Genomic DNA, 18,284 nt, shown 5'->3' with positions numbered 1-18,284 from the left:
AATCAGCTCAGAAATGTCTGCAGCAAGTCATTGAGAAACAGTTGTCCGCGCTCGGTGGCCGCCAGACGTGACGGTTCGACCTGCAACAAGCCACTTTGTTCGGCTTCGTGGCGGTGTTCGGCGAGGCTTTCCAGGGGCATCCCGGTGCGTTCCGGATACAGCCGCGATTCCACGCCCTCGGTCAGGCGTAGCGCGTTCATCAGGAACTCGAACGGCATCTCATCATTGGTCAGCGCTTTCTCGCCGGCCTTGAAGCTTTTCGCCGGGTTGAGGTAATCCTTGGGCAGGCGGGTCTTCCAGGTACGGACGATGCGCCCGTCCGGATGGCTGAGCTTGCCGTGAGCCCCGGCGCCGATGCCGATGAAGTCGCCGAAACTCCAGTAATTGAGGTTATGCCGCGCCGGACGACCGGGTTGGGCATACGCCGAAACTTCGTATTGCGCGTAACCGTGCTCGGCCAACAGCGCCTGACCGGCCTCCTGAATGTCCCACAGCGTGTCGTCTTCCGGCAGCGTCGGCGGCTGGTTCCAGAACACCGTGTTCGGCTCCAGGGTCAGCTGATACCAGGACAAGTGGGTCGGCTTCAGGGTGATGGCCTGGCGCAGATCGCTCAGGGCGTCGTCCAGGGACTGATCGGGTAAACCGTGCATCAGGTCCAGATTGAAGTTGTCGAACCCGGCCTGACGGGCCATGCCGGCGGCACGTACCGCTTCGTCACCGTTGTGAATCCGCCCCAGCGCTTTGAGTTTCTCTTCCTGAAAGCTCTGAATGCCGATCGACAGGCGATTGATGCCCAGCGCCCGGTAGGCGACGAACTTCTCTTGTTCGAACGTCCCGGGATTCGCTTCCAGGGTAATTTCGATGTCGCTGGCAAACGGAATGCGTTGCTCGACGCCCTTGAGCAAGCGGCCCAAGGCTTCGGCGCTGAACAGGCTCGGCGTACCGCCGCCAAAGAAGATCGAACTCAGCTCACGGCCGTAGACGGCATGCAGGTCCTGATCGAGGTCGGCGAGCAGCGCGTCCACATATTCTTCTTCCGGCAACACCGGGCTGGCGGTGTGGGAGTTGAAGTCGCAATAAGGGCATTTGCGCACACACCACGGAATGTGGATGTACAACGCCAGGGGCGGCAGCACAGGCAGGGCGGCCCGAGGCGATTGGGCGGCGCCGCCGAAGATCAGCGGCGACGCGGATGAGTCGTGGATCATTTCAGGCCCAGACGCTGGCGCAGCAGATCCATTGCACGGGCGCGGTGGCTGATGAGGTTCTTGTCGCTCGGGCTCAGTTCGGCGCTGGAGCAATCGCGCTCCGGCACCCAGAACAGCGGATCGTAACCAAAACCGTGTTCGCCGCTGGCCGCTGGCAGGATTCGTCCGTGCCACAGGCCTTCGCAGATAATCGGCAACGGATCGTCGGCATGACGCACCAGCGCCAGCACACAGACGAACTGCGCACCGCGCTCGGCTTGCGGCACGTCTTTCAACGCATCAAGCAGTTTGGCGTTGTTCGCCGCATCGCCTTGACCATCGGCGTATCGAGCCGAGTAGATACCCGGCGCACCGCCAAGGAAATCCACTGCCAACCCCGAATCGTCGGCCAGCGCTGGCAGGCCGGAGATGCGCGCGGCATTGCGGGCCTTGAGGATGGCGTTCTCGACGAACGACAGGCCGGTTTCTTCAGGTTCGACGCTGCTGAACTCGCCAATCGAGCGCAGTTGCACCGATTCGCCGAGCATGGCCTGAAGTTCCTTGAGTTTGCCGGCGTTGTGGCTGGCCAGCACAAGTTGCGTGAAGTTGATCATTCGCCGGGGAAGAGCTCTTGGTTGAAATTGATGGTGTTGGTTTTATCGCCGTTCTTCACGTTGACCTGGAAGGTACGTGTTTCCTGCTGATCGACCGGGTATTGCGCGATGTAGTAGATAGCGCCCTGTTCGGTGACCTGTTTGAATTTCAACGAAACGCTTTGGCTGGTGAGGTCTTTGACCGTGCCGTTGACTTCAGCGGTCATTGGCTTGCCATCCTTGAGCACGGAGACGTTTATCACACCCTGGTTCTTGCTTCGTGTCAGCCCGGCTGCTTTGGCGATATCCGGTGTCAGGAAGGTGGAGTTGAAGGTGTTGTAGTGCACCGTTACATCGCCAAAGGTTTCTTTACGCTCGCCTTTAATGACGTCGGCGGCCATGGCGGTGACGCTCAGGCAGGCAGTAAGTACAAACAGCGCTAGTCGACCCATGATCGTTCTCCTCGAAGTGTGGTGACTCAGACCGCGACCTTGTGGTCTTGCAGCCCTGGGCTGCTGACGCGGTAAATACCGATTTCACCTAATAGATTAGGCCATAGCTTACTGGCCCACCCGTGACGGTGCTGTTGATCCACGGCAAGCCGATCAATGACCCTGGCTTCACGTGCGCGACACAACGCTTCAAAGTCTTCGAAGGTGCAAAAGTGGATGTTCGGCGTGTTGTACCAGGTGTACGGCAGAAAATCGGACACTGGCATCCGGCCCTTGCTCGCCAGGTACCAGCGGCAGCGCCAGTGACCGAAGTTGGGGAAGGTGATGATGCACTGGCGACCGACCCGCAGCATTTCGTCGAGGATCTTGTCCGGGTAATGCACGGCTTGCAGCGCCTGGGTCATGACCACGACGTCGAAGCTGTTGCTGGCAAAGTTGCCCAGGCCCTTGTCCAGGTCTTGCTCAATCACGTTGATGCCCTTGGCCACGCACTCGGCGATGTTGTCCGGGTCGTTTTCCAGGCCATAGCCGGTCACTTGCTTGTTATCGCGCAGCCAGGTCAGCAATTCGCCATCGCCGCAGCCGAGGTCGAGTACGCGGCTACCGGCGGGGATCCATTCCTGGATGATTTCCAGATCAGCTCTCATGGCTTTCTCACAACGTAATGCGGTTCATGTAATTGCTGAATGCCTGCAAGTAGCGCGGGATCGGAATCAGGAAGGCGTCGTGGCCTTGCGGAGCGTCGATCTCGAGGTAGCAGACGTCTTTCTTGGCCGCCATCAGCGCGTCTACCAGTTCCCGCGAGCGGGCAGGGGAGAAGCGCCAGTCGGTGGTGAAGGACATCACGCAGAACTTGGCTTGGGCGTTGGCGAAGGTTTTCGCCAGGTCATCGTCGAAGTTCGCCGCCGGATCGAAGTAGTCCAGCGCCTTGGTCATCAGCAGGTACGTGTTGGCGTCGAAACGCCCGGAGAACTCTTCGCCCTGATAACGCAGGTAGCTTTCGACCTGGAATTCGACGCTGTGGAAGTCGTAGTTGAGCTTTTCGCTCTTCAGGCCCCGGCCGAATTTCTCGCCCATGGAGTCGTCGGACAGGTACGTGATGTGCCCGACCATCCGCGCCAGCATCAAGCCACGCTTGGGGATCACGCCCGCTTCCTGGAACGAACCGCCGTGGAACTCGGGGTCAGTGAGGATCGCCTGGCGCGCCACTTCGTTGAAGGCAATGTTCTGTGCCGACAGCTTGGGGGCCGAGGCGATGGCCAGGCAGTGGCGAATGCGATCCGGGTAAGTGATGCTCCACTGCATCGCCTGCATGCCACCGAGACTGCCGCCAATCACGGCGGCCCATTGGCCGATGCCGAGCAGGTCTGCCAGGCGTGCCTGGCTGTGAACCCAGTCTTCCACGGTCAACACCGGGAAGTCGGCGCCAAACGGCTTGCCAGTTTCAGGATTGACGCTGCTCGGGCCGGTAGAGCCGTTGCAACCGCCGAGGTTGTTCAGGCTGACCACGAAGAATTTGTTGGTGTCGATCGGCTTGCCGGGGCCGATGCAGCTATCCCACCAACCGGGTTTGCGGTCGTCGGGGCTGTGGAAGCCGGCAGCGTGATGATGACCGGACAAGGCGTGGCAGATCAGCACGGCGTTGCTCGCCGCGGCGTTCAGCGTGCCGTAGGTTTCGTAGATCAGGTCATAAGCTGGGAGCGAACGGCCGCAGGCCAAGGCCAGGGGTTCGCTGAAGTGCGCCACTTGCGGCGTCACCAGACCAACAGAATCGGGGGGAAAGGCAGTTGGCATCGACCCTGCTCTCGTTGAAATGAGGCGTAAGTCTAAAGACCGCTGCCTTTAGCAGCAAGCTAAGGCCGAGGTGTTTGGGAAATGGGTGCTCGGCATTGGATCTACCCCTCACCCTAACCCTCTCCCCAGAGGGTAGAGGGGACTGACCGAGGTGTTTTTTCGAGTTACATCGACCTGAGCTACCGAGTCGAATTCAGTCTTGAAAAGCACACAAATCTGCTCCCTTTCCCCCTCTCCCCACTGGGGAGAGGGCTGGGGTGAGGGGTGGTTCTTCCGCTCAACACACAATCAAAGCGAACGCAGCACCAAACCCGGCAAATCCGGCAACTTCTTCGGCGAACATATCCGCACCCGCTTCTGCCGGTTCAACTCGCCGCTAATCAAACTCACCTGGCTCTTGGAAACCCCAAACGCCTTGGCCAGAAATGCCATCAAATACGCGTTGGCCTTGCCTTCAACCGGCGGTGCGGTCAGGCGAATCTTCAATCGATCCCCATGCAGCCCGCAGAAATCATCGCTGCGGGCCGCCGGTTGCAGGTGACACTCCAGAATCAGGTCGTCACCGTCCCAGCGAAAGTAGCTCACCGGGTCAGATCAGCAGACGGAGGATTTCCGGCATCATCGTCATGGCAGCGAGGTTGTTGATCACCAGCATGTCGATCAGCTTGAGTACGATGAACGCCAGGATCGGCGAGATATCCAGGCCGCCAAGGTTTGGCAGAATCTTGCGGAACGGCGCCAGGGCCGGTTCGCAGATCTGGTTCACCAGCTCGGCGCCAGGGTTATGGCTGCCCGGTGCGACCCAGGACAGGATCACGCTGATGATCAGGGCAAAGAAGAAAATCTTCAGGAACAGCGCGGTCACGCCGATCAGCGACCAGATCAGCAATTGCAGCGGGTTACCGATGGTGCCGTAAGTCAGCAGCAGGGTCAGGGCCATCAGCGCCAGTTGCACGAGGATCGCCAGCACCAGCGAGGACATGTCCAGGCCGAACATGCTCGGGATGATCCGGCGCAACGGCTTGAGCAGCGGCTGAGTGGCTTTCACGGCGAACTGGCAGAGCGGGTTGTAGAAGTTTGCGCGTACCAGTTGCAGTACGAAGCGCAGCAGCACGATCAGCAGGTACAGGCTGCCGAGGGTTTGCAGCACGTAGACCGCTGCAGTGTTCAATCCAATCATGTAAGGCTCCTTATTGACCCAATTGTTCGGCCATCTCGGCCGAGCGGTGCGCAGCGGCGCCGAGTGCTTTTTCTACCAGGGCTTCGAAGCCGCCGGCCTGGAACGACTTGATCGCCGCTTCCGTCGTGCCCGCAGGCGAGGTCACGCGGCGACGCAGTTCCGCAGCGTCGACGTCACTGGCCACGGCCATGTGAGCAGCGCCCAAAGCGGTTTGCAGGGTCAGTTGTGCGGCGATGTCTGCTGGCAGACCGAGCTTTACGCCGGCGGCGGTCATGGCTTCGATCAGCAGGAAGAAGTACGCAGGGCCCGAGCCGGAAACGGCGGTGACCGCGTCCAGTTGTTGCTCTTCATCCAGCCACAGTGCGATGCCGACGGCGGACAGCAGTTCTTGCGCCTGTTTGCGTTGCTCGGTGTTCACTTCAGCCGTGGCGAACAAACCACTCACGCCCTGACGCAGCAGCGCCGGGGTGTTGGGCATGCAACGCACGATCGGTTGGGCGCCGAGCCAGTTGTTCATGCTGGCGCAGGTGATGCCGGCCGCAATCGAGACCACCAGTTGATTCGGCTTGAGGCTTGGGCGAAGCGCTTCGCAGACGGCTTTCATCGCTTGGGGTTTGACCGCCAGTACGACGACTTCGGCGCCCTGGATGGCGTCGGCGTTGTCGGCGAACACGTCGATACCGTGTTCAGCGTTCACGCGAGCGCGGGTTTCAGCGCCCGGATCACTGGCGCGGATCTGCGCGGCGTCCAGACCTTTGGCGCGCAGGCCGCCGATCAGGCTGGCTGCCATGTTGCCGGCACCGATAAAGGCAATACGAGTCTTGCTCATGTCAGGTCCTTATAAAGAGAGGAGTCAGCCACGTTATGGCTGGCCATGCATTTGTTGAGAGCCGCGAGCACCAAACAGGGCCGTACCGATACGGACCCAGGTGGCGCCCATGGCGATGGCCGACTCGAGGTCGTGGCTCATGCCCATGGAAAGTGTGTCGAGCGGCAGGTTCAGGCTGGCTTGCAGGCTTTGTACGGCAGCAAAAGCGGCATCCTGGGCGGCGCGATCTTCGGTCGGCTCGGGGATTGCCATCAACCCGCGCAGTTTGATGCGGGGCAGTTCGCTGATGGCGTTGGCCAGGGCCGGCAGGTCGGCCGGGGTGCAGCCGGACTTGCTGGCTTCACCGCTGACGTTGACCTGGATGCAGATGTTCAGTGGCGGCAAATCGGCAGGACGTTGTTCGGACAGGCGTTGTGCGATTTTCAAACGATCCACGGAATGCACCCAGGCGAAGTGCTCGGCGATAGCGCGAGTCTTGTTCGATTGAATGGGGCCGATGAAGTGCCAGATCAAGGGCAGGTCGGCCAATTCGAGCTGTTTGCTCAGGGCTTCCTGCAGGTAGTTCTCGCCAAAATCGCGCAGCCCCGCAGCATACGCTTCGCGCAGGGCTTCGGCGGGCTTGGTCTTGCTCACAGCCAGCAGCTGGACGCTGTCTTCGTCGCGTTTTGCGGCGACGGCAGCGGCGTGGATGCGTGAACTAACCTGAGCGATGTTGTCTGCTATCGTGGACATCAAGAGGCGCCGGCGGCTGAAGGTTCGCGGCATTCTACTGGAATTGAGGAACGCTATGGATATCACTGAGCTGCTGGCTTTCAGCGCGAAACAGGGCGCGTCCGACTTGCATCTGTCTGCCGGCCTGCCACCGATGATTCGGGTCGACGGCGATGTGCGGCGCATCAACCTGCCGGCCTTGGACCACAAGCAGGTGCAGGCGCTGATCTACGACATCATGAACGACACGCAGCGGGTGGACTTCGAAAAGCACCTGGAGACCGACTTCTCCTTTGACGTGCCCGGCGTGGCGCGTTTTCGGGTTAACGCGTTCAACCACAATCGCGGTGCTGGCGCGGTGTTCCGGACCATTCCGTCCAAGGTCCTGAGCATGGACAACCTCGGTATGGGGGAGGTGTTTCGCAAGATTACCGAAGCGCCGCGGGGGCTGGTGCTGGTGACCGGTCCGACCGGTTCCGGCAAATCCACCACCCTGGCGGCGATGATCGATCACCTGAACACCCATCGTCATCACCACATCCTCACCATCGAAGACCCGATCGAGTTCGTCCACGAGTCGCGCAAATGTTTGATCAACCAGCGTGAAGTCCATCGCGATACACGCAGCTTCGCCACGGCGCTGCGCTCGGCCCTGCGGGAGGACCCGGACGTGATTCTGGTGGGGGAGATGCGGGATCTCGAGACCATTCGCCTGGCGTTGACCGCCGCCGAAACCGGTCACCTGGTGTTTGGCACGCTACACACGACATCAGCGGCGAAAACTATCGACCGGGTGGTGGACGTGTTTCCGGGGGACGAGAAGTCGATGGTTCGTTCGATGCTTTCCGAGTCGTTACTGGCGGTGGTGTCGCAGACGTTGGTCAAGAAAATCGGCGGCGGGCGGATCGCGGCCCACGAAATCATGCTCGGCACGTCGGCGATCCGTAACCTGATCCGCGAAGATAAAGTGGCGCAGATGTACTCGTCGATTCAGACCGGGGGAAACCTGGGGATGCAGACGCTGGATATGTGCTTGAAGGAGCTGGTGAGCAAGGGCTTGATCAGCCGCGAGCATGCGCGGGAGAAGGCGCGCACGCCGGATGGTTTTTGAGGCTTAAAAGCAAAAGATCGCAGCCTGCGATCTTTTGATCTTGCTTCAAATCAGCGCTGAACAACCTGCAGGGTGTTCTTCTCTTTCGGCATAACCCGCTTGGCAACCACGTAGTGGCTTTCCCAGTAGGGTTTTTTCAGCGTGTCGATGGTCACCGACTTGCCACGACGTGGTGCGTGGATGAAGCGGTCGTTGCCCAGGTAGATGGCAACGTGATTGACCCGACGGCTCTTGATGTTGAAGAAAATCAGGTCGCCAGGCTTAAGATCCTTGCGATCGACTTTCTCCCCATGACCGCTGGCCATGGCGTTGGAGGTGCGCGGCAGGTCAAACGTGGCGTCGTTAAACGCGTATTTCACCAGGCCACTGCAGTCGAACCCTTTACTTGGGCTGCTGCCGCCCCAACGGTACGGAGTACCCAGGACGTTTACGGCGCGGCTCAGCACGTTGCTGCTTTCCTTGCTCGCCATCGGCGGTACAAGGCTGCTTTTGCTGCTGCTCAACTGGGGAGCGCGTTTTGCGGATTGTTTGTTTTTGCTCGAAGGAGCAGAAACATGGGATTTTTGGGTGTAACCATTAACGTCAGGAAGACGTTGCTCACGATTGGTGGCGTGGGCGGCCAGTGGCATCAAAAGGCAAATGGTTAGCCATGTCTTGAAAAATGGACGCATTAGGCAAGGCTCATATAAGTTAGCGCGCAACTTTATAACAGCTTTTTTGGCCCTTCCGAGGCCGTTGGTCGATTCAACTTTCGGACAACGGAACCAAATAAGCAGAAAATTGACGCAATTGTCGGACAGAAGTCAGGTGGTATAAGGCTTTGACGGGACACAAGGTAGCAGATGCCATACGTCGGCCACCTGTAAAAAAGTCACAAAGAATTCAAGAATATTTATCTATCGTATGAAACGAGGACCTTCATGAACACCTATCAACAGTCCGATCCGCAACAAGATACCCACAGCAAAGTGATCGGTTACCTGCTGTGGATTTTGGGTTTTACCGGCGCTCATCGCTTCTATTACGGCAAGCCGGTGACCGGGACGATCTGGTTCTTCACCTTAGGTTTGTTGGGTATCGGTTGGCTGATCGACCTGTTTCTGATCCCGGCCATGGATCGTGAAGCGGACCTGCGTTTTACCGCCGGGCCTATTGAGTACAACGTTGCGTGGATTCTGCTGACGTTTCTTGGGGTGTTCGGCGTGCACCGGATGTATCAGGGGAAGTGGATCAGCGGATTGCTGTACCTGGTGACGGGTGGGTTGTTCTTTCTGGGGGTGCTGTATGACTTCTGGACGCTGAATGATCAGGTGTCGATTCGCAATGCGCAGAACAGAGGCGCCTTCCAGTAAGTCTTCGCTGGCAAGCCATGCTCCTACAGGGTGTTCATACACAACCCCGTAGGAGCAAAGCTTGCTCGCGATTGCCGCAACGCGGGCTTACGCCTGGTGGCTAATACGCCCATCCACCAAGGTGTAACGCACCACGCCCGGCAAGCTGTGGCCAATGAACGGGCAGTTTTCGCCTTTGGACAGCCAGGTCTCACCGGCCACGGTCGAAGCCGCCGGATCGAACAGCACGATGTCCGCCGGTCCCCCTACCGCCAGTTTGCCCGCCGGCAGGCGCAACGCCTCGGCAGGTCCGGTGCTCAAACGTGCCAGCAGTGTTGGCAGGTCCAGCAAACCGTCTTCCACCAGCGTCATTGCCAACGGCAACAGCAGTTCAACGCTGCTGATGCCTGGCTCGGTGGCCCCGAACGGCGCCAGTTTGGCATCCCGCTCGTGGGGTTGGTGATGGCTGGAGATCGCCGATACCACACCCGATTTCACCGCTTCGCGCAGGCCGTCGCGGTCAGCGCGGGTGCGCAGCGGTGGCTGGACGTGATAGAGGCTGCTGAAGTCGATCAGCGCTTCGTCGGTCAGGATCAGCTGATACAGGGCGACATCAGCCGTCACCGGCAGGCCGCGAGCTTGGGCCTGAGCGATCAGGGCCACGCCACGTGCGCTGGTGAGCTGGCTGAAGTGCGCGCGCACGCCACTTTGCTCGACTAGCAGCAGATCCCGCGCGAGAGCCACGGTTTCGGCGGTTTCGGGAATGCCCGGCAAACCGAGGAAGCTGGCGGTCGGGCCTTCGTGGGCCAGGCCACCTTCGGCCAGGTCATGGTCCTGAGAGTTGAAAATCACCGTCAGGTCGAATGTTGCGGCGTATTCCAGCGCCCGGCACAGCGTGCGGGTGTTGCGGAAGCTGTCCAGACCGTTGCCGAAGGCCACGCAACCGGCATCGCGCAAGGCAACCAGTTCGGCCAGCTGTTCGCCGTCCAGGCCTTTGCTCAGGGCGCCGATCGGAAAAACCTTGGTGTTGCCGGCCTCGCGGGCGCGGTCGAGGATCAGTTCGGCCACGGCCGAGGTGTCCAGCACCGGTTTGGTTTTCGGCGGGCAGCACAGGCTGGTGACGCCACCGGCTGCGGCGGCGCGGGTTTCGCTGACGATTGATCCTTTACGGCTGTAGCCCGGCTCGCGCAGGGCGACGTTCAGGTCAACCAGCCCAGGGGCGGCGACCAGGCCTTTGGCGTCGAGGGTGTCGACGGCGACAAAACCGGCCGGCGCGGCGCCAAGGGCAATGATCTTGCAGGCTTCAATATGGATATCGGTAACTTGATCCAGGCCACTGGCCGGATCGATGACGCGGGCACCGAGAATGCTGAGCTTCACTGGGCGTTCTCCTGCTCGAATTGGCGCTGGGCAGTCTGCCCGCTCATGGCCATGGACAGCACAGCCATACGAATCGCGATGCCGTAGGTGACTTGATTGAGGATTACCGAGTGCGGGCCATCGGCCACCGCCGACTCGATTTCCACGCCGCGGTTGATCGGCCCCGGGTGCATGACGATGCAATCCGGTTTGGCGCCGGCCAGGCGCGCGGTGGTCAGGCCGAACAGGCGGTAGAACTCACCTTCGCTCGGCAGCAGGCCGCCAGTCATGCGTTCACGCTGCAGGCGCAGCATGATCACCACGTCGACGTCTTTCAGGCCTTCGGTCATGTCGGTGTAAACCTTCACGCCGTATTGCTCGATGCCGATCGGCAGCAGGGTTTTCGGCGCAATCACGCGGATGTCCGGGCAACCGAGGGTTTTCAGTGCCAGCATGTTCGAGCGTGCCACCCGCGAGTGCAGGATGTCGCCGACGATGGCTACGGAAAGGTTTTCGAAACCGCCCTTGTGCCGACGGATGGTGAGCATGTCGAGCATGCCCTGGGTCGGGTGGGCGTGACGGCCGTCGCCGCCGTTGATGATCGCCACCTGCGGGCAGACATGTTCGGCGATGAAGTGCGCCGCGCCGGAATCACCGTGACGCACGACGAACATGTCGGCGGCCATGGCTTCCAGGTTGCGCAGGGTGTCGAGCAGGGTTTCGCCCTTGCTCGCCGATGACGTGGACACGTTCAGGGTGATCACGTCCGCCGACAGCCGCTGGGCGGCCAGTTCGAAGGTGGTGCGGGTGCGGGTGGAGTTCTCGAAGAACACGTTGCACACGGTCTTGCCGCGCAGCAACGGGACTTTCTTCACCGCCCGGGCGCCGACTTCGAGGAACGAGTCGGCGGTGTCGAGGATTTCCGTCAGCAGCTCGCGGCGCAAACCGTCGAGCGAGAGGAAGTGGCGCAGCTGGCCCTGATCATTGAGCTGCAGCGGGCGCTTGGTTTCTAGAGGCGTCATCGCGAGGGGGACTCTCAATAGGGCGAATTAAAGGGCGAGGTCTTGCAGTTCGAGCTTGAGTTCCGGGCCGGACAGTTTCACCCGTTCGTGGGCTGCCAGCGACAGGGTCGCACCGACCACGTTCGGGCGGATCGGCAGCTCGCCGGCGTCCAGGTCCAGCAGGCACACCAATGTCACGCTGGCCGGGCGGCCGTAGTCGAACAGCTCATTGAGGGCGGCGCGGATGGTCCGGCCGCTCATCAGCACGTCATCGATCAGCACCAGGTGTTGGCCTTCGATCTCGAACGGCAGCGCCGAAGGGCGCACTTGTGGGTGCAGGCCGTTCTGACTGAAGTCGTCGCGGTAGAAGGAGACGTCCAGGGTGCCGAGGGGCGAGTCGCTGCCCAGTTCATCGAGCAACGCCTGGGCGACCCAGACGCCGCCGGTACGAATACCGATGTAGCGCGGTTCGCTGATGCCACGTTTGGCCAGATAGGCGTCAAGCCGGGTCGCCATCTGGCTGATCAGTTCAACGGGATTGGGCAGGCTCATGGTTGCTCCTTCTTGGGCCCGAGCCGGGTTCTGCTGGAGAGGTGGCTCGGGTTGTAGCTAAGTAGAGACGCTGCAGCGGCTCTTCAGGATTCGAACAGTGCGGTGTTTTCGTCGAGCCAGCCTTGCAGCAGCAGGGCGGCGGCGATGGCGTCCACCGGGTTGTCGCGGTAGCTGCCCTTTTGTCCGCCACGATCACGTCGTTCACCCTTGGCTTCGAAAGTGGTCAGGCGTTCATCGTGGGTATAGAAGGGCAGGTTGTAGCGGCCATTCAGGCGGCGGGCGAATTTCTCGGCGCGCAGGCACATGTCGCTCGGCGTGCCGTCCATGTTCAAGGGCAGGCCAACCACCACGGCATCGGGTTTCCACTCTTTAATCAGGGCTTCGACCTGATTCCAGTCGGGAATACCGTTTTGTGCCTTCAAGGTGCACAGCTCGCGGGCCTGGCCGGTAATCACCTGGCCGACCGCAACGCCGATCTGTTTGGTGCCGTAGTCGAAACCCAAAATCAGGCGCAGGGCCATCAGGCGTGTCCCGCCTGGCTGGTCAGCAGGCTGAGGTTGACGCCCAGGTGCTTGGCCGCTGCTTCCAGGCGCAGTTCGCTGCTGGTGTTGAACAAAATATCGGCATCAAACGGGCAGGTCAGCCAAGCGTTCTGGGCCAGTTCGGCTTCCAGCTGCCCGGCTTCCCAGCCAGCGTATCCGAGGGCGATCAGGCTTTTCGCCGGACCGACGCCGTCGGCGATGGCGAACAGCACATCCTGAGAGGTCGACAGAGCCAGTTTCTCATCGAGCTCGACGGTGGCCTGATAACTCTGCCCCGAGGGGTGCAGAACAAAACCGCGATCGGTCTGCACCGGGCCGCCGATGAAGATCGGCACATGCTGGCAGAGCACCGGCGGTTCGATGTCGGGGCGCAGTTGCTCGAGGATATCGGCCAGGTTGAGGTCTTGCGGACGATTGACCACCAGGCCCATGGCACCATTGGCCGTGTGTTCGACGATGTAGGTCAAGGTGTGCGCAAAGTTCGGGTCGACCATGTGAGGCATGGCGATCAGGAATTGATGCTTGAGGTAGCTGGGGCTGACGTTCTTCATGAGCGCTAGTGTGGCGTTGGAGGGGCGAACTGACAAGCTGAGGATGGCGCAATTTGGCAGTCGACACAGATCAAATGTGGGAGCAACTGTCTTGATGATCTTTATTTTGAAGGCATATTGATAGACAGCTGAATTCCCACAGCTTTACGCCATGCGATGCCCTACAGGAACACCGCGACCCGTTTTAGGCCAAGGGTTGTTTCCACTCAGTTCGGTCTCGGATCATGGCGTTCAGTCGTATCAGCAGCACGCGCATACAGGCGATGAGCGCTACTTTTGCGCATTTGCCCTTACGACGCAGTGCGTCATACCGCGCTTTGAACTCAGGCTGTCGCTGAATCACCACCCAGCACGCCATGTACATCGCGCGACGCGCAGCAAACCTGCCGCCGCTAATATGGCGCGGACCTTCATGCTTGCCGCTGTCATCGTTGTAGGGGGCTATGCCTGCCAGCGCTGCAATCTCGTGCCGTCCAACCTCGCCCAGTTCGGGTAAGTAGGCCATCAAGCTGGCTGCCGTCACGAGCCCTATACCCTTGACCGAGCACAAACGGGCCGTTTTATCACTGTCCAGGTCTTTAGCAGTTTGACGGATCAGCTTTTCTATCGACTTTATGGCTTGGCATAAATAGTCGATATGCCTCTGCAGACAGGGTTTTACCCGGTCTACAGAGGCTGTTTTAAGGCGCCGTATATCGTCGCCTTGCTGCTGAACAAAATTTTCGCGCTGCTGTACCAGCGCACGTAAGTTGTCCTGTTCAGGGCTGGTGATTCGGTTGCTTGGCGACTTTATGACTTCGGCAAACTGCGCGAGAAGCCGCGCATCTATCGGGTCGATTTTAGCGCGCTGCCCCATGGCCTTGGCAAAATCCCTGGCTCGGCGAGGGTTGATCCGCAAGACTTCGAAGCCGGCAGCCTGAAGCGCTTTCATGGCCTCTCGCTCATAGCCGCCGGTGGCTTCCAGCAATACGCGGTTGACCTGGTAGCGCTTTAACCAATCAATCAGCGCAAGGAAGTCACTGGCGGTATTGAGGTAACTTGCGCCAACGTCTTGCGGGTTAATCCGAACCTCAAGAGTATCTTTGGCAACGTCGATGCCTGCGCAGGAAAACATAGCTGAATCCTCTTACACTCAAAGGTGAGAGCACTCTGGCTGGGCACCACGCTTGTAAATGTTCGAGGTAGGCTCGTTCAACTGTTCGGGCTCAATAACCAGAGTGGAGAGGTGAATGGCAGCATGGGCTCCCACACGTGCTTTAAGCACTCCGGGCATTCAGCTTGCCATTCACCGCTCTCATCCTCAGTCTAATTCCTGCGCAAGACACAAGCGGGCTTGCTCGCGAAGGCATCGTGCCAGTCGACATTAATGTTGAATGATTGAACGCATTCGCGAGCAAGCCCGCTCCCACAAGGGGATTTGTGGGGTGTCAGTTGCTGGACAACCGGTCCCCACGGGCAAACTTCCAGGTCCGGATGATTTCCAGACGATCGATATCCGACAAATCCCCGGTAAACGGTGAAAACGGCGCCGCCAGCCGCACGATGCGCTGCGCCGCCTGATCCAGCAGCGGTTGCCCGGATGACTCCAGCACCAGCACTTCAAAGAGCGAGCCGTCACGGTTGATCGAAACCATCAGGCGCAAATTGCCGTAGATCTGCTTGCGTCGCGCTTCGTCGGGGTAATTCAGGTTGCCGATGCGCTCGACCTTCTTGCGCCACTCGTCCTTATACCAGGCGCCTTTGTCGCGCATGGTCGACGCGGCGCTCAGGCGATGGACGCGCGGGCGCTTGGCATACAACTGTTGTTCGCTGGCCAGCTCCGCTTCCAGGCTGGCGATGTCGCTGGACAGCTGTTCACTGTCGAACGTCGGAGCGGCGACTGCGGGTTTGGTGACGGGTTTGGGTTCTTCGGTTTTGGCCGCGGCCTTTTTCGGCTTGGGCGCGACGGTCGTCACGGCTGCCTTCGGTGCGGCTTCCTGCACTTGAGGCTTGGCCGCTGGCGGTGGCGTGACTTTCTGCACCTTGTTGTCCTGGAAAGGCGCGACCTCGGTGGTCTTGGGAATTGCCTTTTTATCCAGGGTGCCGCTGCCTTGCTGATTCTCTTGAGCGAGGAAATCGGCCTTCTCAGGCTTCTTTTCGCTTTTAAAGGTGGCGAGGGTGATTTCCAGGGTTTTGCTGATTTGCTTGGGTTCGACCATCGTAAAGCCGACGCCCAACAGCAAGGCCAGGTGAATCAGCGCCGCGAGAAATAGGGTAAAACCGAGGCGATCAGCCGGGCGCACGCCACGATGGGCGAGTTCAGCGGGCAGATCGGACGGGAGCGTCATGACAAAAAAACCAACATCGCGTTTTTCACAGGCCGCGGATGATAACGCAATGTTGGTCGTTTCTTGGCTGTTCTATATCAACGGGCCTTGAGCTTCTGATCGATGGCATCCATCAGCAGGCCGCCGATGTCGGTGCCGAACGCGTTATCAATCTCGCGAATGCAGGTCGGGCTGGTGACGTTGATTTCCGTCAGGTGCTCGCCGATCACGTCGAGACCGACGAACAGCAGGCCTTTTTCGCGCAGGGTCGGGCCGACTTGTGCGGCGATCCAGCGATCTTTCTCGGTCAGCGGTCGGGCTTCGCCACGGCCACCGGCGGCGAGGTTGCCACGGGTTTCACCGGCGGCAGGAATTCGCGCCAGGCAGTAATCCACCGGTTCGCCGTCGATCATCAGGATGCGCTTGTCGCCATCGACGATGGCCGGCAGGTAACCCTGGATCATGATCTGCTGTTTGCCGTGCAGGGTCAGGGTTTCGAGGATCACCGACAGGTTCGGGTGGCCAGCGGTGTGACGGAAGATCGATGAACCGCCCATGCCGTCCAGCGGCTTGAGGATCACGTCGCCGTGATGGTCGGCGAATTCACGCAGTACATCCGGGCGACGGCTGACGATGGTCGGCGGCGTGCACTGCGGGAACAGCGTGGCGAACAGTTTCTCGTTGCAGTCGCGCAGGCTTTGCGGCTTGTTGACCACCAGCACGCCAGCGCGTTCGGCTTGCTCCAGCAGGTAGGTGGAGTAGACGAATTCCATGTCGAACGGCGGATCCTTGCGCATCAGGATCACGTCCAGATCGCTCAGCAGCGCGTCGGTTTCGGCGTCGAGTTCGAACCATTTTTCCGGGTTGGCAAAGACTTTCAACGGACGCATCCGCGCCCGCGCTTCGCCTTCGGCCTGGTACAAATCGCCCTGTTCCATATAGAACAGTTCCCAGCCGCGCTTCTGTGCGGCCAGCAGCATGGCCAGCGAGCTATCCTTTTTATAGGAAATGCTGGCGATAGGGTCCATGACAATCCCGACGCGAACGCTCATGGGTTTTTCCTCGAAATTGGGTGGGTCGCAGTGACCTGCAAAAGTGGCGTCAGAGTGGCGCTGAGTGTGTTCCCGGTCAAGGAAAAACCACTGCCAGGGTTGGCCGATAGATTGGTTTTGGAGACTGTGCTAAAAAGGCTGCCATATCGCGCTGGCCCTTGAACATCAAGGGTTTCGAGCCTCCGGTTATCGGAAATGGACAATTTGATTCGCAAAGGCGACGGCAGAGCATTTATGGAACAGCATTCCAGCGCCTTGAAGGTCATGGTGATCGACGACTCGAAGACGATTCGCCGTACCGCCGAAACGCTGTTGAAGAACGTGGGGTGTGAAGTGATCACCGCCATCGATGGTTTCGATGCCCTGGCCAAGATTGCCGATAATCACCCCGGCATCATCTTTGTCGACATCATGATGCCGCGTCTGGATGGTTATCAGACCTGCGCTTTAATCAAGAACAACAGTGCGTTCAAGTCCACGCCAGTGATTATGCTGTCGTCCAAGGATGGGCTGTTCGACAAGGCCAAGGGGCGCATCGTCGGCTCCGACCAGTTTTTGACCAAGCCTTTCAGCAAGGAAGAACTGCTGAACGCGATCCAGGCCCATGTACCGGGCTTCGCCGCCGTTTTGCCGCAGTAGCACACGCACAGTGACGCTCGGCCAGCGGGCCCGGCGTCGACAAAAATGGGGAAGACCATGGCACGTATTCTGATCGTCGATGATTCGCCGACCGAAATGTACAAACTGACCGGCATGCTGGAAAAGCACGGTCATGAAGTGTTGAAAGCCGAAAACGGCGCCGACGGCGTGGCCCTGGCCCGTCAGGAAAAACCTGACGCGGTGCTGATGGACATCGTCATGCCTGGCCTCAATGGTTTCCAGGCGACCCGTCAGCTGACCAAAGACCCGGAAACCGGGCACATCCCGGTGATCATAATCACCACCAAGGATCAGGAAACCGACAAGGTCTGGGGCACGCGCCAGGGCGCCAAGGACTACCTGACCAAACCGGTCGACGAAGAGACCCTGATCAAGACCCTGAACAACGTGCTGGCCGGTTGATCGTCCGGCCATGACCGAGTCGCTGACGGCTTTCGAACTGCTCCTGCAGATCGACCAGCGTTGTCGTCTGCTGGCGGCGGATTTGCCGTCCCAGCCGACCCGACAAGACAGTTGGAGCGGCATCGGCTTCCGTCTGGGCGAGCACTGGTACGTCGCGCCCATGGGCGAAGTCAGCGAAGTGTTGCACGAGCCGAGGTGTACCCAGCTGCCGGGGGTCAGGCCCTGGGTCAAGGGCGTGGCCAACCTGCGCGGGCGTCTGTTGCCGATCATCGACTTGTGCGGCTTCTTTTCTGGTAATGAGCCTGGGCATGAGCTGTCAGCCGTGCGCAAGCAGCGCCGGGTATTGGTGGTCGAGCATAACGATGTGTTTGCCGGGTTGATGGTCGATGAGGTTTTCGGCTTGCAGCACTTTGCCCAGGACAGCCTGGAACCGGTAGATACCTTGAGCGGCCCGATTGCACCGTTCATCCAAGGCCAGTTTCAGCGTGAGCAGACCTGGCAGGTGTTCAGCCCGTTTGCGTTGGTGCAGTCGCAAAGCTTCATGCACGTCGCGCTATAACCGCAATGGCCCATATTCAATGTGGGAGCGAGCTTGCTCGCGATGGCGGTTTATCGATCAACATAGATGCTGACTGTCAGTCCGTCATCGCGAGCAAGCTCGCTCCCACAGG

Annotated in this window: 23 protein-coding genes; 5 read left to right on the top strand and 18 right to left on the bottom strand. The window is 59.8% G+C overall.

From position 1 onward, the window contains the following. Window positions 1–2: 2 nt before the first annotated feature. From hemW to QFX16_RS27325, 9 genes are all read right to left on the bottom strand, one after another. Window positions 3–1,208, bottom strand: a complete 1,206-nt coding sequence (gene hemW / locus QFX16_RS27365; protein ID WP_283182038.1) for a radical SAM family heme chaperone HemW — start codon at window positions 1,206–1,208, stop codon at window positions 3–5. Continuing rightward, window positions 1,205–1,801 (bottom strand): RdgB/HAM1 family non-canonical purine NTP pyrophosphatase, encoded by a 597-nt coding sequence (gene rdgB / locus QFX16_RS27360; protein ID WP_283182037.1) that lies wholly within the window; start codon window positions 1,799–1,801, stop codon window positions 1,205–1,207. Before rdgB ends, hemW begins: the two co-directional genes overlap by 4 nt. Beyond that, complete coding sequence (locus QFX16_RS27355) at window positions 1,798–2,232, bottom strand: DUF4426 domain-containing protein (RefSeq protein ID WP_283182036.1); 435 nt, start codon at window positions 2,230–2,232, stop codon at window positions 1,798–1,800. The genes rdgB and QFX16_RS27355 overlap by 4 nt, the downstream gene beginning before the upstream one ends. A 26-nt stretch (window positions 2,233–2,258) precedes the next feature. After that, entirely contained in the window at window positions 2,259–2,879 is a 621-nt protein-coding gene (gene metW / locus QFX16_RS27350) for a methionine biosynthesis protein MetW (protein WP_283182035.1), read from the bottom strand. A 7-nt stretch (window positions 2,880–2,886) separates the two neighbouring features. After that, window positions 2,887–4,026, bottom strand: a complete 1,140-nt coding sequence (metX, locus tag QFX16_RS27345) for a homoserine O-succinyltransferase MetX (RefSeq protein ID WP_283182034.1) — start codon at window positions 4,024–4,026, stop codon at window positions 2,887–2,889. A gap of 288 nt (window positions 4,027–4,314) precedes the next feature. Continuing rightward, window positions 4,315–4,611: a DUF167 domain-containing protein gene (locus tag QFX16_RS27340; protein WP_283182033.1), complete on the bottom strand. Its 297-nt coding sequence runs from the start codon at window positions 4,609–4,611 to the stop codon at window positions 4,315–4,317. 4 nt (window positions 4,612–4,615) lie between these two features. Further along, a complete protein-coding gene (locus tag QFX16_RS27335) occupies window positions 4,616–5,206 on the bottom strand; it encodes a YggT family protein (protein ID WP_283182032.1) in 591 nt (196 codons plus the stop codon). A 10-nt stretch (window positions 5,207–5,216) separates the two neighbouring features. Beyond that, the gene (gene proC / locus QFX16_RS27330) at window positions 5,217–6,035 is read right to left on the bottom strand and encodes a pyrroline-5-carboxylate reductase (RefSeq protein ID WP_283182031.1); all 819 of its coding nucleotides are present in this window, start codon (window positions 6,033–6,035) and stop codon (window positions 5,217–5,219) included. Between the two features lie 33 nt (window positions 6,036–6,068). Further along, the gene (locus QFX16_RS27325) at window positions 6,069–6,767 is read right to left on the bottom strand and encodes a YggS family pyridoxal phosphate-dependent enzyme (protein ID WP_283182030.1); all 699 of its coding nucleotides are present in this window, start codon (window positions 6,765–6,767) and stop codon (window positions 6,069–6,071) included. Between the two features lie 55 nt (window positions 6,768–6,822). Here QFX16_RS27325 and QFX16_RS27320 point away from each other — a divergent pair, with 55 nt between their 5' ends. Beyond that, window positions 6,823–7,857, top strand: a complete 1,035-nt coding sequence (locus QFX16_RS27320) for a type IV pilus twitching motility protein PilT (RefSeq protein ID WP_283182029.1) — start codon at window positions 6,823–6,825, stop codon at window positions 7,855–7,857. Window positions 7,858–7,907: 50 nt separating this feature from the next. Here the strand turns inward: QFX16_RS27320 and QFX16_RS27315 are convergent, their stop codons facing one another. Beyond that, on the bottom strand, window positions 7,908–8,528 hold the full coding sequence (locus QFX16_RS27315; protein WP_283182028.1) for a C40 family peptidase: 621 nt from the start codon (window positions 8,526–8,528) through the stop codon (window positions 7,908–7,910). 249 nt (window positions 8,529–8,777) lie between these two features. Here QFX16_RS27315 and QFX16_RS27310 point away from each other — a divergent pair, with 249 nt between their 5' ends. Then, window positions 8,778–9,209 (top strand): NINE protein, encoded by a 432-nt coding sequence (locus tag QFX16_RS27310; protein WP_283182027.1) that lies wholly within the window; start codon window positions 8,778–8,780, stop codon window positions 9,207–9,209. 87 nt (window positions 9,210–9,296) lie between these two features. Here the strand turns inward: QFX16_RS27310 and QFX16_RS27305 are convergent, their stop codons facing one another. The 8 genes from QFX16_RS27305 to gshB all read right to left on the bottom strand — a co-directional run bounded on the left by QFX16_RS27305 (window position 9,297) and on the right by gshB (window position 16,551). Next, the gene (locus QFX16_RS27305; protein ID WP_008152614.1) at window positions 9,297–10,568 is read right to left on the bottom strand and encodes a dihydroorotase; all 1,272 of its coding nucleotides are present in this window, start codon (window positions 10,566–10,568) and stop codon (window positions 9,297–9,299) included. Next, complete coding sequence (locus QFX16_RS27300) at window positions 10,565–11,569, bottom strand: aspartate carbamoyltransferase catalytic subunit (RefSeq protein WP_007897943.1); 1,005 nt, start codon at window positions 11,567–11,569, stop codon at window positions 10,565–10,567. Before QFX16_RS27300 ends, QFX16_RS27305 begins: the two co-directional genes overlap by 4 nt. 27 nt (window positions 11,570–11,596) lie before the next feature. After that, complete coding sequence (gene pyrR, locus QFX16_RS27295; RefSeq protein WP_033060467.1) at window positions 11,597–12,100, bottom strand: bifunctional pyr operon transcriptional regulator/uracil phosphoribosyltransferase PyrR; 504 nt, start codon at window positions 12,098–12,100, stop codon at window positions 11,597–11,599. Between the two features lie 83 nt (window positions 12,101–12,183). Beyond that, window positions 12,184–12,621: a Holliday junction resolvase RuvX gene (gene ruvX, locus QFX16_RS27290; RefSeq protein WP_005792259.1), complete on the bottom strand. Its 438-nt coding sequence runs from the start codon at window positions 12,619–12,621 to the stop codon at window positions 12,184–12,186. Beyond that, window positions 12,621–13,193 (bottom strand): YqgE/AlgH family protein, encoded by a 573-nt coding sequence (locus tag QFX16_RS27285; RefSeq protein WP_046045231.1) that lies wholly within the window; start codon window positions 13,191–13,193, stop codon window positions 12,621–12,623. The genes ruvX and QFX16_RS27285 overlap by 1 nt, the downstream gene beginning before the upstream one ends. A 184-nt stretch (window positions 13,194–13,377) precedes the next feature. After that, window positions 13,378–14,307: an IS110 family transposase gene (locus QFX16_RS27280; protein WP_283182026.1), complete on the bottom strand. Its 930-nt coding sequence runs from the start codon at window positions 14,305–14,307 to the stop codon at window positions 13,378–13,380. Between the two features lie 313 nt (window positions 14,308–14,620). Continuing rightward, a complete protein-coding gene (locus QFX16_RS27275; RefSeq protein WP_283182025.1) occupies window positions 14,621–15,520 on the bottom strand; it encodes an energy transducer TonB in 900 nt (299 codons plus the stop codon). Between the two features lie 77 nt (window positions 15,521–15,597). Beyond that, window positions 15,598–16,551 (bottom strand): glutathione synthase, encoded by a 954-nt coding sequence (gene gshB / locus QFX16_RS27270; RefSeq protein ID WP_140675026.1) that lies wholly within the window; start codon window positions 16,549–16,551, stop codon window positions 15,598–15,600. Between the two features lie 234 nt (window positions 16,552–16,785). Here gshB and pilG point away from each other — a divergent pair, with 234 nt between their 5' ends. Genes pilG through QFX16_RS27255 form a run of 3 tightly spaced genes read left to right on the top strand, consistent with a single transcriptional unit; the run spans window position 16,786 to window position 18,172 of the window. Beyond that, on the top strand, window positions 16,786–17,190 hold the full coding sequence (gene pilG / locus QFX16_RS27265; RefSeq protein WP_008152601.1) for a twitching motility response regulator PilG: 405 nt from the start codon (window positions 16,786–16,788) through the stop codon (window positions 17,188–17,190). A 57-nt stretch (window positions 17,191–17,247) separates the two neighbouring features. Beyond that, the gene (gene pilH, locus QFX16_RS27260; protein ID WP_008068134.1) at window positions 17,248–17,613 is read left to right on the top strand and encodes a twitching motility response regulator PilH; all 366 of its coding nucleotides are present in this window, start codon (window positions 17,248–17,250) and stop codon (window positions 17,611–17,613) included. 10 nt (window positions 17,614–17,623) lie between these two features. Then, entirely contained in the window at window positions 17,624–18,172 is a 549-nt protein-coding gene (locus QFX16_RS27255) for a chemotaxis protein CheW (RefSeq protein ID WP_283182024.1), read from the top strand. Window positions 18,173–18,284 lie beyond the last annotated feature (112 nt).

The sequence above is a fragment of the Pseudomonas svalbardensis genome, assembly GCF_030053115.1.
Classification (GTDB): Bacteria; Pseudomonadota; Gammaproteobacteria; order Pseudomonadales; family Pseudomonadaceae; genus Aquipseudomonas; species Aquipseudomonas svalbardensis.
Note: the sequence above shows the minus strand (reverse complement) of the source record. Positions and strands in the feature narration are given on the sequence as shown.

Bases quoted from the DNA above. Each gene is read 5' to 3' on its own strand.
- QFX16_RS27275 (WP_283182025.1), bottom strand. From the start codon at position 15,520: ATGACGCTCCCGTCCGATCTGCCCGCTGAACTCGCCCATCGTGGCGTG.
- QFX16_RS27335 (WP_283182032.1), bottom strand. From the start codon at position 5,206: ATGATTGGATTGAACACTGCAGCGGTCTACGTGCTGCAAACCCTCGGC.
- QFX16_RS27285 (WP_046045231.1), bottom strand. From the start codon at position 13,193: ATGAAGAACGTCAGCCCCAGCTACCTCAAGCATCAATTCCTGATCGCC.
- QFX16_RS27315 (WP_283182028.1), bottom strand. From the start codon at position 8,528: ATGCGTCCATTTTTCAAGACATGGCTAACCATTTGCCTTTTGATGCCA.
- QFX16_RS27280 (WP_283182026.1), bottom strand. From the start codon at position 14,307: ATGTTTTCCTGCGCAGGCATCGACGTTGCCAAAGATACTCTTGAGGTT.
- QFX16_RS27300 (WP_007897943.1), bottom strand. From the start codon at position 11,569: ATGACGCCTCTAGAAACCAAGCGCCCGCTGCAGCTCAATGATCAGGGC.
- QFX16_RS27355 (WP_283182036.1), bottom strand. From the start codon at position 2,232: ATGGGTCGACTAGCGCTGTTTGTACTTACTGCCTGCCTGAGCGTCACC.
- QFX16_RS27325 (WP_283182030.1), bottom strand. From the start codon at position 6,767: ATGTCCACGATAGCAGACAACATCGCTCAGGTTAGTTCACGCATCCAC.
- hemW (WP_283182038.1), bottom strand. From the start codon at position 1,208: ATGATCCACGACTCATCCGCGTCGCCGCTGATCTTCGGCGGCGCCGCC.
- pyrR (WP_033060467.1), bottom strand. From the start codon at position 12,100: ATGAGCCTGCCCAATCCCGTTGAACTGATCAGCCAGATGGCGACCCGG.
- QFX16_RS27310 (WP_283182027.1), top strand. From the start codon at position 8,778: ATGAACACCTATCAACAGTCCGATCCGCAACAAGATACCCACAGCAAA.
- QFX16_RS27255 (WP_283182024.1), top strand. From the start codon at position 17,624: ATGACCGAGTCGCTGACGGCTTTCGAACTGCTCCTGCAGATCGACCAG.
- pilH (WP_008068134.1), top strand. From the start codon at position 17,248: ATGGCACGTATTCTGATCGTCGATGATTCGCCGACCGAAATGTACAAA.
- metX (WP_283182034.1), bottom strand. From the start codon at position 4,026: ATGCCAACTGCCTTTCCCCCCGATTCTGTTGGTCTGGTGACGCCGCAA.
- ruvX (WP_005792259.1), bottom strand. From the start codon at position 12,621: ATGGCCCTGCGCCTGATTTTGGGTTTCGACTACGGCACCAAACAGATC.
- proC (WP_283182031.1), bottom strand. From the start codon at position 6,035: ATGAGCAAGACTCGTATTGCCTTTATCGGTGCCGGCAACATGGCAGCC.
- metW (WP_283182035.1), bottom strand. From the start codon at position 2,879: ATGAGAGCTGATCTGGAAATCATCCAGGAATGGATCCCCGCCGGTAGC.
- rdgB (WP_283182037.1), bottom strand. From the start codon at position 1,801: ATGATCAACTTCACGCAACTTGTGCTGGCCAGCCACAACGCCGGCAAA.
- pilG (WP_008152601.1), top strand. From the start codon at position 16,786: ATGGAACAGCATTCCAGCGCCTTGAAGGTCATGGTGATCGACGACTCG.
- gshB (WP_140675026.1), bottom strand. From the start codon at position 16,551: ATGAGCGTTCGCGTCGGGATTGTCATGGACCCTATCGCCAGCATTTCC.
- QFX16_RS27320 (WP_283182029.1), top strand. From the start codon at position 6,823: ATGGATATCACTGAGCTGCTGGCTTTCAGCGCGAAACAGGGCGCGTCC.